The organism is Pseudomonas sp. C2.3V, from assembly GCF_058536325.1.
Genome location: NZ_JBZUBN010000002.1, coordinates 662,929 through 679,572, shown reverse-complemented (window position 1 = coordinate 679,572; position 16,644 = coordinate 662,929). Strand labels below are relative to the sequence as shown.

Below are 16,644 nucleotides of genomic sequence, written 5' to 3'. Positions count from 1 at the left end.
TAGTCACCTTGCGCTCAAGCTCTTCTTCCATCAGGCCGATAGTAAGAAGAGATTGATAAAGGAGACATCCATGCCCATCCCAGTAACCGGAGCGACACCCACGGAAGTTATTGAGCGCGCCAGGCAACTAGGCCTCAGCAAATGGCCTATCCGTGCAGGTCGTACCAAAGAGGGTCATTGGGTGCATGTTTACTCTATTACATCTGAAGAGCTCGTTGGGTATATCGATAAGCTGTTAGCACGGCAATGGAAGGTTAAGGCATAAACCTTAGTGCTCCGCTATAGCGTCTCCCTTACCTATTACCCAAATTACAGCTTTATCATTCGTCCAGCCTGATCAGTACAGATCAATCAATACATCTTTTGACCCAGAGCGGCCTTAACTGCGCTTGCTCTTGAGCCCCTCTTAATCTCCATTATCTGTAGCTATCAGTGGATAAGACCTAATGTTGGCTTTGCCATAACCCGGCATCCCTAAAGCCTAATGATTTCACCCAGCAATCTAGGTTTTGTAAAAACAAAGCGGCCTCTGCCACTATAGTTTCAAGCTACGTTCAAACGTGGCGTACAAGACTTCCAGCCTACGCCTTTTCGTTAGCCGCAAAACATCAGCTCGATAGCATTGCTCTGCTTATCCCTTATCCAGTCAGACTATCCAGGCAGTTCCGGCTTCGGTTTGCGCCTCATGTTACGGGGTGTCCCCCAAGAGGGGCATGTGTAGCCGAAGCGGGCTGCATCACGTTTCCAGGCAATACCTCCTATATTCATTTATTTCTATCCTTTCCTCTATCTTCGATTAAATGTTTGAATATATTTAGAGATCTGCTCATCAGCTTCTCCATAAATGTTGTCTGAGGGGGTTGAGGTCATGAATTTCCCTCTTCTTTACTCTTTAGGTAACTACGGATAATGCATCTGTCGTTAATGCGTCTTCGTTAATAATTTGAGGTCAAGCACGTGAGCCAACTGGTGCGTCTAAAGAGTGGTATTGAAGGGCTCGATGCTCTGCTTAAGGGTGGCTTTGTTTCAGGCTCCTCCTATCTGATTCAGGGCAGGCCTGGGTCAGGCAAGACCATTTTGGCAAGCCAGATTGCCTTCAATTACATCCGCACAGGTGGTCAAGCCGTATTCGCAACGCTCCTCTCTGAATCGCATGATCGGCTGTTTAGTTTCCTCTCTACTCTGGCCTTCTTTGATGAATCTCAGGTCGGGGACAACATCAAATACCTTAGTGCCTTCGATACGCTGGAAAGCGAAGGGCTTGATGCCGTTATCAAGCTGTTACGTAAAGAGATCATTCGTAATAAGGCAACATTGCTGGTTGTAGATGGCTTGCTTAATGCCAGAAGCCAAGCCGACACGCCTTTGGACACAAAAAAATTCATTGCAGAACTGCAGGCGCATGCTGCATTTGCGGGTTGCACTCTACTCTTTCTGACTAGCGCAACCATGGACGAAGGTAGCCCTGAATTGACCATGGTTGACGGGATGATCTCGCTTGAAGAGCAAGGGGTAGGCGTGCGCTCTATACGCAGGATGACCGTACGCAAATCCAGAGGCTCGGGAGCCATTGCAGGGCAGCATGAGTACCAGATCAGCGATCAAGGTATTATTGTATACCCAAGGCTTGAGGCCTTACTTAATACCCCTACAAGTGCTTTGAAAACGAGTAAGGACAAGATCCCGTCCGGCATACATGCGCTTGATGATGCGTTATTTGGCGGACTATGCAAGTCATCGGTCTCGCTCATTCTTGGCCCATCGGGCTCTGGCAAAACGGTCACGGGCTTGAACTTTATCCTGGAGTCCACGCCTGCAGAACCTGGTCTTATTCTTGGCTTTTACGAGACACTGGAACAGCTCGATTTGAAAGCTGCGGCCTTGGATCTTGACCTTCAGTCGCTCATAGAACAGGAAGCCGTCCGTATACATTGGCAGCCGACAACAGAACTAAGGCTTGATAGTGTTGGCTATAGCCTGATCGATATGGTCCGCGAGCACCGAATCAAGCGGGTTTTTATCGATAGTGTCGCAGCAATGGCTCGATCCGCCAGCGAACAAAACCGTCTTGTTGAGTTTTTTAGTGCCCTGTTCAACGAATTAAGAGCTATGGACGTAACGGTATGGAGCACTTGGGAGATACAGGAAATTCTAGAGTCCGATATCACTGCTCCAGCCCCTCAACTATGTAGCCTCGTTGATAATGTCTTCTTGCTGCGATTTGAAGAAAAGAAAAAAGAGCTTACAAGCCTTTTTTCAATAGTGAAGGTTCGAAATAGCCCCTTTGATCGCACCCGGAAGCAGGTAGTAATTGGTAAGGGAGGTCTAACACTGATTCATCCAATGAAAAAACAGAAGAGAAAGGAGGACATCGCAGCCTCTTCAACCTCTAGTCATTAATCGCGTCTGCAGAGGACAGCCAAAGCATGACGACGATTATGGTAGTGGATGATGAGTTTCTGATAACCGATATCCTAGGCCTTGCCTTGGAGGATGTAGGCTATCGAGTGTTGAAAGCCAGCAATGGTAAGAAAGCCATCGAACTATTCACCCGTGAAATCCCAACGCTGGTAATTACCGATTTCATGATGCCTTCAATGACCGGGCCTGAGCTAGCGCAGGCTATAAAGCTCAGGGACGATACCGCTCACATCCCAATTATCTTGATGACAGGTGCCCAAGCGCACGTTGCTCAGCAGAATAATTATTTATTCGCCCAGATTCTGGGTAAACCCTTTGACATGGACACGTTATTGGATGCCATAAGAAAGCTCATAGGCACACCTGAAGATCAATAGCCGGTAGGCCCCAGGGTGTAGAGGTAAACCATCAGGCTATAAATGCTCTGCCTGGTAAAGGAATCAGGGAAGATAGACAGGATCGGCTTGATCAAGGGCAAAGCAGGATACTGTGTCAGCTCGTCAAGCTGCCGATCCTGAGCTGATGGGTACAGCTAACACTGATTTCAGTCTTCATCTAGATTACACAGCAGCTCCCCAAGACCCTGATGCGGTCCTTCCTCTGGCCTGCATGAATAATGAATTTAGCCTCACGTCCGCCGACCCGCGATATTCGAAAAGTTAAGGCAGCAGTTCATACGGTAAGAGTCAGCAACCCTGCATTTATCTTCTGTAAAACGCTAACGCTGTTTGATATGTCTGTTTTATGAGCGCGCGCCGTAATAGGCATCAGAAACTGACCTTGATTACATCGTTGCTTTCACGCGCGTCTACAGGGTACATCTCTTAGCAGGAAGGCCTTCACTGTGCGGATAACGCTCTCGCTTCGAATGGAGACGTTCTCAAGCAACAAATCGAAGTGTTCACGCTCCATTAATCATGGCCTTAGATGAGCTAACGTGCGCGTCGCATTGAATACTCTTGATGATTTGAATGGTGACTGAAGCCGTTTGATCCTTGGCTCAATAGTTCCTTTTTACTCTACCCGCAAAACCATCCACACCTGGAAGCTGCCGATTTCATGTCAATAATTGAATCCTCCGTTCGATTCCGTCCGATGATCACGACGGACCTCATACGTGCCCATGAACTCTCGCGTGCATTGCGCTGGCCCCACCGTTTGCAGGATTGGCAATGGATGCATCAAATCAGCCAGGGGGTAATAGCAGAAGACACTGCCGGTCTGCTCGGTACTGCCCTTTGTTTTCTTCAGGGTGATTACGCCAGCGTGGGCCTTGTCATCATCGCAGCAGAACGACAAGGTCAGGGATTGGGCCGGAAATTACTAGATCAGACCCTGGTTCAGGTCCAGGCGCGCACTCCTATCCTGGTCGCTACACCCAGAGGCGCTCCGCTTTATGCAAGCCAAGGCTTCACTACCTACGAACACATTCTTCAGCACCAGGCGGCCAGCGCACCCTCTTTACTCGATTATGAACCACCGACCGGACATGTGTTGCAGGCAGTTAACCCACAGGATTTTCAGCAACTGCTTGAGCTGGGCTCCGCCGCTACGGGAATGGATCGCACACGGGTACTTTCCGCTCTATTGGAAATCAGCCAGAGCGTGATGGGTATGAAGCGTGATCAGCAATGGGTTGGCTTTGCCCTGCTAAGACCGTTTGGCCACGGCCTGGCAATAGGTCCTGTCGTGGCGGAATCAATCGAGGAGGCGAAAGCCATGATCGCGACCCTGCTGTCTCAAGTAGCCGGGCAGTTTATCCGCCTGGATGTTACGCAGCGCAGCGGGCTGGGCGACTGGCTGAGCGAAATAGGCATCCCTCAAGTGGATGACGTCGCCCAAATGGCCAAAGGTGCTCCTCCATCATCCTGCGGGAATGCAGTGCAAATGGCCTTGGCTAATCAAGCGCTATGCTAGCCATTTGCACTACCGGACCACATAAGCGCAGTCCGGTAGGCGAGCCGTTTTACTCTTTGAATTTATTTGGTTTCCAGTCGGGGAAGATGAGGTCCAACGTAAATGTCCTCAACTGCTCAGTGGTAAGCTGCCGCCGCTGTGGGTCCCACAACGCTGCGCCCGGTCCATAATTGCGCCCTTCAAAGAAGCGAGAGTCCTGCGGATAAAACCAGATCGTATTGCCATCCTTGTCTTTACCCGACATTTTGTCCCAACCATAGATATGGTCATCTATATAGGACTTGATAAAGACTGCCTGGCCGATGGCATTTGGATCAGCGTAACGACCATCTGCAAATGTCGTAGTAGGATGCCAGGGACGTCCCAATGCGAAACTGCGAGCAGGCACCCCCATCTCTTTCACAATACGACTTTGCAGGAAGATCAGCCCGTAGGGAGACTTGATATCGGTACTGGGCGCGGTGAGATAGCCATAAGGCGGTGCTATATCGGTACGGCGTCGAGCAACGATGTCGCAGTGATCGAACACACTGATCCCTGATCCGAAAATGAAATCAACATGCCCTGTGATCTTGCTTTGAGTGAAATAGCTGCGGCTACCGGTTTTGCTATAAAACGTATCCTGATATCCCTCCAGTCTCACATTGTGAAAACGCGCGCGATCACTGTTACTGTCCAGCAGCAGCGCCACCGCCTGGGTATCCTTTACCTTGGTAGGATCAGTAGCCAGCTTGGCCGCATTGGCCGGAAAGTCGAAACTGTTTCGAATGGTCAGATTGCGCGCTGTAAAATCAGGCGCGTTCACACTCACGGTGCTGCTGCCTGACGTACCATATTTCTGTCCCTTCTCATCGAGCATGCCCGCGTACACACCGGCACTGATGATGGTCTTGTCCCGCTGCTCGCCTATCAAGGTGATATTAGGGCGAGTGATGCTCAAGCGCTCCTCATAGGTTCCTTTTTTCAGGAAAATGACATAGGGCGACTGGTCTGATGGGGCCGCCTTGATGGCCGCATTAATGGATGTGAATGTGTTGGGTTGCGCCGTTGGTGACACCACCGCCTGGTACTGCACTGCCAATGCCGTCTGGCTGATACATACAAGGCTGACAGTGCCCAAGAGCATGGTGCTGCGTAATAGGGAAGGCATGGACATTGTTGTTATTCCTTCTTATTTGAGTTTTGCAGCCAGCTCAACCAGTGCCGGTTGCTGCGCGATGCCTTCGGCTACTATACCGGCAACCGCCTCGGCGCCCTTCTGCTGGAAGTGGGTACGATCAGGATTATCCAACGTTCCGGAAGTCTGGGTTTTGTAATAGGGATAGCGTGGGTCGTTGGGATCAACCGCAAGCCAATAGGACTTCCAGTCGTCTCGGTGCTGATTGACGAAGTCGATAGTCTTCCGCTCGAGGTCAATGAATGGAATTCGATTGTCCGCAGCCGTTTTGCGAATGGTGGCCGCGTAATCACCTACATAGGCATAGCCGTTTTCGCTGTTCTGCTTGGTCCAGTGGGAACTGCCAACCGGTGTAGTATCACCATTTTCGAAAGCGGGTTTACGCTCTGCAGTCATCACCCGTGTGGTAGGCGTCATAATGATGGGTCTGGCTCCTTGCCGACGCGCCAATGCAATGTAGCGCTCCAAGGAGTTCTGGAATGACAGCTGCGGTTGGCCTTCAGGATATTGCTTGTTGCCATTACTGTCATTGGGATAGGTACACAGGTTTTTCACATCTGCCGCACCACGCACTGGTTTGGCACTATTACAGTTTTGGTCGTTGTGCCCATGGGCGATGAATACATAGTCACCTGCCTTCATGAAGCGCGCCATCTGTTGATACCAACCCTCGTTATAGAAATCGCGACTCGATCGCCCTGCCCGCGCTCCGTTGAGTACGGCAACACCGCTATCGTTCCGAAAGCGTTCCTGGAAGACCTGCCCCCATCCCATCCTGGGTAGTCGGCTTTCCTCATAGGTTGCTGCGGTGGAATCACTCACAATCAGGATGCGCACCTTAGCGCTCTTGATAGCCTCCAGCTCACCCTTTGCACGCAGGTAGTCGAAGCGCTCATAGCTGCTGGTGTCATGCGTCGTGCTGACATCGCTGAAGCCTAGAATAGGGCGAAAGCGAATATCAGTCAGAATGGTTCCGCTCGCCTCGCCGCTGTCATTGTGATAACCCCGGTTGTGATTAATCACCTGGAGCAACGCCGCTGCTCCTTTTCCGTCGTCACGCAGGGGGGTGGTAATAGGGTTGTACCGATCTACATGGCTAACGCCTGCTTGAGTCAGTGCTTGCGAAAGGCCTGCCCTCATCGCATTAAGCGGAGCAGTTAGAAACTCCTCGCGCATTTGCCCCGCATTACCACTTTCCACCCACTGTTGAGGACCGATGTACCCAAGCTTCTGGGCGATTTCGGAAACAATCCGATCTGTAAGTGGTGTGATATTGACCGTTGTATTTCCATTACGTGGGAGCGCTGTCACTACCGAGGCCATACAACGCGTTCGAGGTTTATCGTTGTAGCGGCAATTTTGAGTAATGTGTCCGTCGCGCGGTGTAAGATCGGTAGCGGATACCAGTAACGGCGGCGTCAGTGTTGAGGCTTCCAGGCGCCAATGCCCCTTGCGGTCCGTCAGAGCAGTCTTTTGCTTTCCCCACTTATCAATCACTATGACTTTGGCATTGGTCAAAGGCGCATCGGCCATGACCACTCCATTCAAGAACGTTGCTCCCTGAGCGAATCCTGCACCAGCTAGCAGCAAACACCCCATCAGAGCCGAGCCTTTCATACGCATGCAAATACTCCTTAGTAACTCGACAGCATCCAGAGCTGTACAAGCGAACCGTTGTAAATTCAGTACCGTTAAATGCTCCGAGAGCACGCGCCTATGAGCTGAAGGCGTTAACCTGCTTGACGGAAGAAAAAACAGCCATGTGCCGGGTGACCAAGCAGTAATGCATTGCTGAAACTAGAGAGCGGGTAAGAAGAATCATGCTAGTCCTTTGTTGTTGTTGTTAAGACTTGTTTACTAGCTGGTCTGTTTGTCCACCAGCCAAGTAGCAACACTGCCAGCTATGCAGGGGTCTAAATCATTAACTAGATTAACTATAAAAGAAGGCCTGAAGATTTACTTTCATCAAACAGCCTTCATCTGTACGTCGTCATACAACAAGATCAGTATTTTTTGGCAACTCCGTTTTGTCAAGGGAGTCCACTCACTCCTTTTGAGAATAACCATCGAAGTCGAGGGTTATAGTGGCGCTTTAGCCTCAAATAGCCTTATAGCAGCTAAAGGTTATAAAATTGGCTGTCTGTACTTAGCTGCTCAGGAAGCCGCTCGTTCACAACACCGAAGGAATAGCTTCTTAGCTGTTGTCATACCACACAAATAAATTATGATGGGCTCAAGGTGGCGCTCTAAACCCTCTCGTTCATAACAATAAGGATAAATCTATGAGCATCGAACCCCCTGCAGCCTTGTCACGCTCAATGAAAAAACAGATTCTGACCATAACAGCGTTAACCTTGGGGTTAACCGTGACCGCGTTACCCTGCTTCGCACTTGATGCGCCGGTTAACGTACAGGTTCCTACACTAGCCTACGATGAGAGCCAGATTGTTCTGGTGTGGGAAAAGCCTGCAAATCCGCAGGATATCCGTGACTATAACGTCTACCTGAACGGCAAATTTCTTGGCAGTGCCACCGCCAATAACAATCGCGTCTCACCTGCCAAGCCTTACATTAATCGTTTTTATGAAGAAGACACAGGCGGCTTCCACCACCGTATTACCATCCACAGCTTCACGGCAACGGGGCTGAAGGCAGACACTGAATACCGTTTCACGGTGCGTGCTGTAGATGCTTATGGCAATGAATCCGCTGACAGCAGAGCAGTAGTCCAGCGTACCAGCCGTCTACCCAAAGTGTTCAATGTCGTTCGATACGGCGCTAAAGGAGATGGCAAGACTGTTAACACACATGCCATCCAAGCCGCTATTGATGCTTGCACACCTGGATGCAAGGTACTCATTCCTGCCGGGACGTTCAAGACTGGTGCACTTTACCTGAAGAGCAACATGACGCTCGAAATTGGACGTGGCGCAACGCTTCTCGGCTCAGAGCGCGGGGAGGACTATCCAGCGAAGGGATATATTCAGTACCCCTACTCCACCACCATCCGTCCCGCCTCCCTTATCAACGCGCTACCCCGCGACCCCTACACAGAAGAGCATTTCGAAAACATCCGTATCGTAGGTAAAGGGATTATCAACGGCAATGGCTGGAAGCGTCTGGAAGACGACACTGATGAGCTGGGACGAGCCTTACCAGTTTACGTCGCAAGCGACAACACACGCTATATGCAAGACGGCATTCTTGCCAAGGACCAAGTCCAAAGAGCAGTGGCGTCGGGTATGAACGTCAAGGATGCGTACGGCCAAATGCGGTCATCGCTAATCACGCTGCGCAATGTTCGTAACGTATTCTATGGTGACTTTACTGTACTCAATCCAGCCTACCACGGCATCATGAACTTAGAGACGGAAAATGTGGTGATGGCCAACACGACACACAAGACATACGATGCCAATAACGGTGATGGTATTGAATTTGCCAACAGCCGAGGTGCCATGGTTTTCAATAACTTTTTCGAGACGGGTGATGACTGCGTCAACTTCGCAGCAGGGACTGGGGCTGATGCCATTAAACAGAAGCCACAGGAAAATGTCTGGGTCTTCAATAACTACTTTCGTCACGGCCACGGCATGATCGTTGCTGGCAGCCACACCGGGGCATGGATACAGAATATCCTGGCCGAGGATAATGTCTCAGACGGGACCGATGTCGGGCTGCGCATGAAAAGTACCAACTTCATGGGCGGCGGCGTCAGAAATGTCATCTTTCGCGACTCCGCCATTCGTAATAGCGCCAAGCAAGGCTTTATATTCACCTTGGACTATAACGATCCTAACGCCATCCTGGACTACAAGCGCTCGGATATCTCCGGCAAATTTCAGGATATTAAGGTCAGCAACGTTACCGTGGAGAATCCTGTCTCTGCAGCCTTGGAGATCAAGGGCGACAGCCCGCATGATGCTTTCCATGAACGCTTCGAATTTGCCAAGGTAAGTTTCAAAGGAACAGCACCTGCCACTATCAATGGTCTTCGAAACTCGAGCTTTAGAGATATTACCTTTGAAGGAACCGCAAAAAACCCTTGGTCGATTACGAACAGTGCAGACCTAAGCTTTACGCACGTGGTACCACAACCGCTTCAATAATGAACACTCCGGCGCTCTCGTGAGCGCTGGAGCCAAAATTTGCCGTTGGATAATGGTAATCATGTTTGGCAGCAGACATCATTTGGTTGATTAGATTGTTGCCAAACTGCTCAAAGAAGACGAAGTAAGAGAGGATACTACCCTAACGTATTCGATACCTTAACGCACCAGTGTCTTTCTTACTTGATTCAAGCAATAAAGACAGGACTGGGAAGCCTGCGTTTAGTGTATTGCCTGCTCCCTGCAAAATACATTTCATAAAAAAAGCCCGCTAAAGCGGGCTCTTTTTAGCGCTCAGAAAGAGCAAATTCAGTAAGGCTAAACGTCGGAATGCCTGCTTCCTGTAAACGCTTAGAGCCTTGCAATTCTGGCAAATCTACAATAGCAGCTGCTTCAAACACATTAGCCCCCATGCGACGAATCAGGTTTGCCGCAGCAACAAGAGTCCCACCTGTTGCAATAAGGTCATCTACCAGCAGTACAGTGTCTCCTTGCGACAAGCTGTCTTTATGAACCTCAATAACGGAATCACCGTATTCAGTTGTATAGGTCTCGGTAAGCAACTCGGCAGGAAGCTTTCCTTTTTTACGGAAAAGAATTAATGGCTTATTCAGTGCGTAAGCCAATATGGGACCAATCAAGAAGCCCCTGGCATCCAACGCTCCCACATGCGTAAACTCAGCCTCAACATAGCGCTGAATCAAACTGTCCACAGTCATTCTTAAGGCACGTGGCGATTGAAACAACGGGGTAATATCCCGAAAAATCACACCCGGCTTAGGAAAATCAGGTACAGCACGGATATAAGATTTCAGGTTAGAGGCATCGCAGCTCATAACAACACTCAGGTACAAAATTGGCGAAAAGACAGTATAACTGGACTAGGCTGGTTTGCCGAATATAGATGCGTCGCTAGATAAACTGTTCCAGCTCCGCAAACCTATTTTATCCGCGCAAAAGCAAAACCCCCGGGCGGTTAGGCCTGGGGGTTTTGGGTATAGGTGCTTGACGATGACCTACTCTCACATGGGGAAACCCCACACTACCATCGGCGATGCATCGTTTCACTTCTGAGTTCGGAAAGGGATCAGGTGGTTCCAACGCTCTATGGTCGTCAAGCAATTCGGGTGGGGAACCGGTGTCTAGTCGTTTCCCCGAATGGGTATGTGATCGGTATTTTGCGGTTCAACCAAGCTTTCGGCTGGTCTTTACCAAACAACAGATTGTTTGGGTGTTATATGGTCAAGCCTCACGGGCAATTAGTATCGGTTAGCTCAACGCCTCACAGCGCTTACACACCCGACCTATCAACGTTGTAGTCTTCAACGGCCCTTCAGGAAGCTCAAGGCTCCAGTGAGATCTCATCTTGAGGCAAGTTTCCCGCTTAGATGCTTTCAGCGGTTATCTTTTCCGAACATAGCTACCCGGCAATGCCACTGGCGTGACAACCGGAACACCAGAGGTTCGTCCACTCCGGTCCTCTCGTACTAGGAGCAGCCCCTCTCAAATCTCAAACGTCCACGGCAGATAGGGACCGAACTGTCTCACGACGTTCTAAACCCAGCTCGCGTACCACTTTAAATGGCGAACAGCCATACCCTTGGGACCGGCTTCAGCCCCAGGATGTGATGAGCCGACATCGAGGTGCCAAACACCGCCGTCGATATGAACTCTTGGGCGGTATCAGCCTGTTATCCCCGGAGTACCTTTTATCCGTTGAGCGATGGCCCTTCCATACAGAACCACCGGATCACTAAGACCTACTTTCGTACCTGCTCGACGTGTCTGTCTCGCAGTCAAGCGCGCTTTTGCCTTTATACTCTGCGACCGATTTCCGACCGGTCTGAGCGCACCTTCGTACTCCTCCGTTACTCTTTAGGAGGAGACCGCCCCAGTCAAACTGCCCACCATACACTGTCCTCGATCCGGATAACGGACCAGAGTTAGAACCTCAAGCATGCCAGGGTGGTATTTCAAGGATGGCTCCACGAGAACTGGCGTCCTCGCTTCAAAGCCTCCCACCTATCCTACACAAGCAGGCTCAAAGTCCAGTGCAAAGCTACAGTAAAGGTTCACGGGGTCTTTCCGTCTAGCCGCGGATACACTGCATCTTCACAGCGATTTCAATTTCACTGAGTCTCGGGTGGAGACAGCGCCGCCATCGTTACGCCATTCGTGCAGGTCGGAACTTACCCGACAAGGAATTTCGCTACCTTAGGACCGTTATAGTTACGGCCGCCGTTTACCGGGGCTTCGATCAAGAGCTTCGCTTGCGCTAACCCCATCAATTAACCTTCCGGCACCGGGCAGGCGTCACACCCTATACGTCCACTTTCGTGTTTGCAGAGTGCTGTGTTTTTAATAAACAGTCGCAGCGGCCTGGTATCTTCGACCGGCATGAGCTTACGGAGCAAGTCCTTCACCCTCACCGGCGCACCTTCTCCCGAAGTTACGGTGCCATTTTGCCTAGTTCCTTCACCCGAGTTCTCTCAAGCGCCTTGGTATTCTCTACCCGACCACCTGTGTCGGTTTGGGGTACGATTTCTAATTACCTGAAGCTTAGAGGCTTTTCCTGGAAGCATGGCATCAACCACTTCCTCTTCATAAGAAGAGTCGTCATCAGCTCTCGGCCTTAACTGTCCGGATTTACCTAAACAGTCAGCCTACCGCCTTAAACTTGGACAACCAACGCCAAGCTGGCCTAGCCTTCTCCGTCCCCCCATCGCAGTAATTAGAAGTACAGGAATATTAACCTGTTTCCCATCGACTACGCCTTTCAGCCTCGCCTTAGGGGTCGACTCACCCTGCGTCGATTAACGTTGCGCAGGAACCCTTGGTCTTTCGGCGTGCGAGTTTTTCACTCGCATTGTCGTTACTCATGTCAGCATTCGCACTTCTGATACCTCCAGCAAGCTTCTCAACTCACCTTCACAGGCTTACAGAACGCTCCTCTACCGCTCATCTTGCGATGAACCCGTAGCTTCGGTGTGTAGTTTGAGCCCCGTTACATCTTCCGCGCAGGCCGACTCGACTAGTGAGCTATTACGCTTTCTTTAAAGGGTGGCTGCTTCTAAGCCAACCTCCTAGCTGTCTAAGCCTTCCCACATCGTTTACCACTTAACTACAACTTTGGGACCTTAGCTGACGGTCTGGGTTGTTTCCCTTTTCACGACGGACGTTAGCACCCGCCGTGTGTCTCCCATGCTTGCACTTCTGGGTATTCGGAGTTTGCATCGGTTTGGTAAGTCGGGATGACCCCCTAGCCGAAACAGTGCTCTACCCCCCAGAGTGATACATGAGGCGCTACCTAAATAGCTTTCGAGGAGAACCAGCTATCTCCGAGCTTGATTAGCCTTTCACTCCGATCCACAAGTCATCCCCTGCCTTTTCAACGGAAGTGGGTTCGGTCCTCCAGTCAGTGTTACCTAACCTTCAACCTGCTCATGGATAGATCGCCCGGTTTCGGGTCTATACCCAGCGACTAAAACGCCCTATTAAGACTCGCTTTCGCTACGCCTTCCCTATACGGTTAAGCTTGCCACTGAATATAAGTCGCTGACCCATTATACAAAAGGTACGCAGTCACCCAACAAAGTGGGCTCCCACTGCTTGTACGCATACGGTTTCAGGTTCTATTTCACTCCCCTCTCCGGGGTTCTTTTCGCCTTTCCCTCACGGTACTGGTTCACTATCGGTCAGTCAGTAGTATTTAGCCTTGGAGGATGGTCCCCCCATATTCAGACAACGTTTCACGTGCGCCGTCCTACTCGATTTCACTCAAAAGATCCTTTCACCTACGGGGCTATCACCCACTATGGCCGCACTTTCCAGAGCGTTCGGTTAAAATCAATTGAGCTTAAGGGCTAGTCCCCGTTCGCTCGCCACTACTTAGGGAATCTCGGTTGATTTCTTTTCCTCAGGGTACTTAGATGTTTCAGTTCCCCTGGTTCGCCTCTCACACCTATGGATTCAGTGTGAGATACCTGACTTATGTCAGGTGGGTTCCCCCATTCAGAGATCTCCGGATCACAGTCTATTTGCCGACTCCCCGAAGCTTATCGCAGGCTATCACGTCTTTCATCGCCTCTGACTGCCAAGGCATCCACCGTATGCGCTTATTCACTTGACCATATAACCCCAAAGAATCTGAAGTTATGTTTGGTTTGGAACACGACATTCGCCGAAAACTTGCGCTTGAACTCGCAAATTTACCTTGACCACATAGTCTGCAGTGAAACAGCCTATGTGTTCGTACTTCTATCACATACCCAAATTTTTAAAGAACAGTCTGAAAACAAAGTTCAGAAGTCAATGCTCCAACCCAACCCTTAGGGGGGGTAAGCACTCAGTTCTGAGCTTTAACGCGGTGTTAGATGGTGGAGCCAAGGAGGATCGAACTCCTGACCTCCTGCGTGCAAAGCAGGCGCTCTCCCAGCTGAGCTATGGCCCCATCGATTGGTGGGTCTGGGCAGATTCGAACTGCCGACCTCACCCTTATCAGGGGTGCGCTCTAACCAACTGAGCTACAGACCCAATCGTCTAACGCTTGAGTCTTGACTCATCTCGCGTCTTTATTTCAGTGAATCAAGCAATTCGTGTGGGAGCTTATGCCAAAGCTGGGATCTATCGATTAAGGAGGTGATCCAGCCGCAGGTTCCCCTACGGCTACCTTGTTACGACTTCACCCCAGTCATGAATCACACCGTGGTAACCGTCCTCCCGAAGGTTAGACTAGCTACTTCTGGTGCAACCCACTCCCATGGTGTGACGGGCGGTGTGTACAAGGCCCGGGAACGTATTCACCGTGACGTTCTGATTCACGATTACTAGCGATTCCGACTTCACGCAGTCGAGTTGCAGACTGCGATCCGGACTACGATCGGTTTTATGGGATTAGCTCCACCTCGCGGTTTGGCAACCCTTTGTACCGACCATTGTAGCACGTGTGTAGCCCAGGCCGTAAGGGCCATGATGACTTGACGTCATCCCCACCTTCCTCCGGTTTGTCACCGGCAGTCTCCTTAGAGTGCCCACCATGATGTGCTGGTAACTAAGGACAAGGGTTGCGCTCGTTACGGGACTTAACCCAACATCTCACGACACGAGCTGACGACAGCCATGCAGCACCTGTGTCAGAGTTCCCGAAGGCACCAATCCATCTCTGGAAAGTTCTCTGCATGTCAAGGCCTGGTAAGGTTCTTCGCGTTGCTTCGAATTAAACCACATGCTCCACCGCTTGTGCGGGCCCCCGTCAATTCATTTGAGTTTTAACCTTGCGGCCGTACTCCCCAGGCGGTCAACTTATTGCGTTAGCTGCGCCACTAAAGTCTCAAGGACCCCAACGGCTAGTTGACATCGTTTACGGCGTGGACTACCAGGGTATCTAATCCTGTTTGCTCCCCACGCTTTCGCACCTCAGTGTCAGTATCAGTCCAGGTGGTCGCCTTCGCCACTGGTGTTCCTTCCTATATCTACGCATTTCACCGCTACACAGGAAATTCCACCACCCTCTACCGTACTCTAGCCAGGCAGTTTTGGATGCAGTTCCCAGGTTGAGCCCGGGGATTTCACATTCAACTTACCAAGCCACCTACGCGCGCTTTACGCCCAGTAATTCCGATTAACGCTTGCACCCTCTGTATTACCGCGGCTGCTGGCACAGAGTTAGCCGGTGCTTATTCTGCTGGTAACGTCAAAATTGCAACGTATTAGGTTACAACCCTTCCTCCCAGCTTAAAGTGCTTTACGACCCGAGGGCCTTCTTCACACACGCGGCATGGCTGGATCAGGCTTTCGCCCATTGTCCAGATATCCCACTGCTGCCTCCCGTAGGAGTCTGGACCGTGTCTCAGTTCCAGTGTGACTGATCATCCTCTCAGACCAGTTACGGATCGTCGCCTTGGTGAGCCGTTACCCCACCAACTAGCTAATCCGACCTAGGCTCATCTGATAGCGTGAGGTCCGAAGATCCCCCACTTTCTCCCGTAGGACGTATGCGGTATTAGCGTTCCTTTCGAAACGTTGTCCCCCACTACCAGGCAGATTCCTAGGCATTACTCACCCGTCCGCCGCTGAATCAGAGAGCAAGCTCTCTTCATCCGCTCGACTTGCATGTGTTAGGCCTGCCGCCAGCGTTCAATCTGAGCCATGATCAAACTCTTCAGTTCAAACATATTTGGGTTTTGAGAAAACCCTAAACTTGGCTCAGCAATCGCAAATAAACTCTCGAATTCACGAGTGTTACTTGTCTTGCTGATAATCTTGTCGATCCATCAGTCTTACAGCACAAGCACCCACACGAATTGCTTGATTCAACTTGTTAAAGAGCGGTTGGTTAAGACCTTGTCTCAACCGAGGCGCGCATTCTACGCTAACCTCTTGTCCTGTCAAGCATTTTGTTCAACCGGTCTAACCCGCTGAACCGCTTGCCGGACCTGCCGGATCAGGAAACCTGTTCTGGCAGCGGGAGGCGTATTCTACACAAGCCCAGGGGCTTGTCAACTACCGCTTCCCTCTTTCCGCTTCTGCCAGACCGGAGGCCTGACCTTAACTAAACAGCTAAGCTATTGATCTACAAGGCTTTTTGCTGTTCCGTTGCAGCGGAAGTGGGCGCATTATAGGCCCCTCCGCTCACAGGTCAAGCTTTATTTGAACATCTTGGATAAGCGTTACGCAGAGAACTCTTTAAGAAAGAAGTCTAGATAATGTGCCTCGATAGGTGCATGAGGTGCGAGGCATTTCACAAGAGTAAGACGGAATGCTCTACCACAAACGATTGAAGCTGACTCAGTTCTAATTTTGAAGCCGCCAAAAGGAACGGCTTTTAAACCTATCAGTCATTACCCTAGCTGCTATCTACCAGAAATGCTTAGCGCATAGAGAGCAGCTGGTTGATGAATTTACAAATACAGGGTTTCTAAATGGCTTTTTTCTCAAACAAAAGCAAAGTGGTAAGCATTAACGCAAGACGCTGCGCCAAAAGCCCTACCCAAATACATAGTGTTGAGGGGGATCGTAAGA

Annotated in this window: 8 protein-coding genes, 2 tRNA genes and 3 rRNA genes; 5 read left to right on the top strand and 8 right to left on the bottom strand. The window is 50.5% G+C overall.

Annotated features, from left to right (window positions below; all coding sequences use genetic code 11):
• Nucleotides 1-70 precede the first annotated feature (70 nt).
• The 4 genes from AC4LF3_RS22820 (at nt 71) to AC4LF3_RS22805 (ending at nt 4,338) form a co-directional block, all read left to right on the top strand.
• Entirely contained in the window at nt 71-265 is a 195-nt protein-coding gene (locus AC4LF3_RS22820) for a hypothetical protein (RefSeq protein ID WP_125889215.1), read from the top strand.
• A gap of 692 nt (nt 266-957) precedes the next feature.
• On the top strand, nt 958-2,400 hold the full coding sequence (locus tag AC4LF3_RS22815; RefSeq protein WP_491836816.1) for an ATPase domain-containing protein: 1,443 nt from the start codon (nt 958-960) through the stop codon (nt 2,398-2,400).
• Between the two features lie 26 nt (nt 2,401-2,426).
• Nucleotides 2,427-2,798 carry a response regulator gene (locus tag AC4LF3_RS22810; RefSeq protein WP_404629438.1) on the top strand — a complete coding sequence of 124 codons (372 nt, stop codon included), beginning with the start codon at nt 2,427-2,429 and terminating at the stop codon, nt 2,796-2,798.
• A gap of 682 nt (nt 2,799-3,480) precedes the next feature.
• Complete coding sequence (locus AC4LF3_RS22805; RefSeq protein ID WP_491836815.1) at nt 3,481-4,338, top strand: GNAT family N-acetyltransferase; 858 nt, start codon at nt 3,481-3,483, stop codon at nt 4,336-4,338.
• Between the two features lie 49 nt (nt 4,339-4,387).
• Here AC4LF3_RS22805 and AC4LF3_RS22800 read toward each other — a convergent pair whose 3' ends face one another.
• Entirely contained in the window at nt 4,388-5,494 is a 1,107-nt protein-coding gene (locus tag AC4LF3_RS22800; protein WP_312272514.1) for a pectinesterase family protein, read from the bottom strand.
• Nucleotides 5,495-5,509: 15 nt separating this feature from the next.
• A complete protein-coding gene (locus AC4LF3_RS22795) occupies nt 5,510-7,138 on the bottom strand; it encodes an SGNH/GDSL hydrolase family protein (protein ID WP_491836814.1) in 1,629 nt (542 codons plus the stop codon).
• Between the two features lie 659 nt (nt 7,139-7,797).
• On the opposite strand from AC4LF3_RS22795, the gene AC4LF3_RS22790 reads away from it, so the two are divergent.
• Nucleotides 7,798-9,624, top strand: coding sequence for a glycosyl hydrolase family 28 protein (locus AC4LF3_RS22790; protein ID WP_491836813.1), 1,827 nt, complete (start codon nt 7,798-7,800; stop codon nt 9,622-9,624).
• A gap of 287 nt (nt 9,625-9,911) precedes the next feature.
• Here AC4LF3_RS22790 and AC4LF3_RS22785 read toward each other — a convergent pair whose 3' ends face one another.
• The 6 genes from AC4LF3_RS22785 to AC4LF3_RS22760 all read right to left on the bottom strand — a co-directional run bounded on the left by AC4LF3_RS22785 (nt 9,912) and on the right by AC4LF3_RS22760 (nt 15,791).
• Nucleotides 9,912-10,460, bottom strand: coding sequence for an adenine phosphoribosyltransferase (locus AC4LF3_RS22785; RefSeq protein ID WP_010798695.1), 549 nt, complete (start codon nt 10,458-10,460; stop codon nt 9,912-9,914).
• Nucleotides 10,461-10,627: 167 nt separating this feature from the next.
• Nucleotides 10,628-10,743: ribosomal RNA gene (gene rrf / locus AC4LF3_RS22780) — 5S ribosomal RNA — on the bottom strand.
• Between the two features lie 119 nt (nt 10,744-10,862).
• Nucleotides 10,863-13,753: ribosomal RNA gene (locus tag AC4LF3_RS22775) — 23S ribosomal RNA — on the bottom strand.
• Nucleotides 13,754-13,998: 245 nt separating this feature from the next.
• Nucleotides 13,999-14,074 (bottom strand) — tRNA-Ala (locus tag AC4LF3_RS22770).
• Nucleotides 14,075-14,080: 6 nt separating this feature from the next.
• Nucleotides 14,081-14,157: transfer RNA gene (locus tag AC4LF3_RS22765), tRNA-Ile, on the bottom strand.
• Between the two features lie 98 nt (nt 14,158-14,255).
• Nucleotides 14,256-15,791 (bottom strand): 16S ribosomal RNA (locus AC4LF3_RS22760).
• Together the 16S, 23S and 5S rRNA genes with 2 tRNA genes alongside form the textbook arrangement of a ribosomal RNA operon.
• Between the last annotated feature and the right edge of the window lie 853 nt (nt 15,792-16,644).

Bases quoted from the DNA above. Each gene is read 5' to 3' on its own strand.
- AC4LF3_RS22820 (WP_125889215.1), top strand. From the start codon at position 71: ATGCCCATCCCAGTAACCGGAGCGACACCCACGGAAGTTATTGAGCGC.
- AC4LF3_RS22810 (WP_404629438.1), top strand. From the start codon at position 2,427: ATGACGACGATTATGGTAGTGGATGATGAGTTTCTGATAACCGATATC.
- AC4LF3_RS22805 (WP_491836815.1), top strand. From the start codon at position 3,481: ATGTCAATAATTGAATCCTCCGTTCGATTCCGTCCGATGATCACGACG.
- AC4LF3_RS22800 (WP_312272514.1), bottom strand. From the start codon at position 5,494: ATGTCCATGCCTTCCCTATTACGCAGCACCATGCTCTTGGGCACTGTC.
- AC4LF3_RS22795 (WP_491836814.1), bottom strand. From the start codon at position 7,138: ATGCGTATGAAAGGCTCGGCTCTGATGGGGTGTTTGCTGCTAGCTGGT.
- AC4LF3_RS22790 (WP_491836813.1), top strand. From the start codon at position 7,798: ATGAGCATCGAACCCCCTGCAGCCTTGTCACGCTCAATGAAAAAACAG.
- AC4LF3_RS22785 (WP_010798695.1), bottom strand. From the start codon at position 10,460: ATGAGCTGCGATGCCTCTAACCTGAAATCTTATATCCGTGCTGTACCT.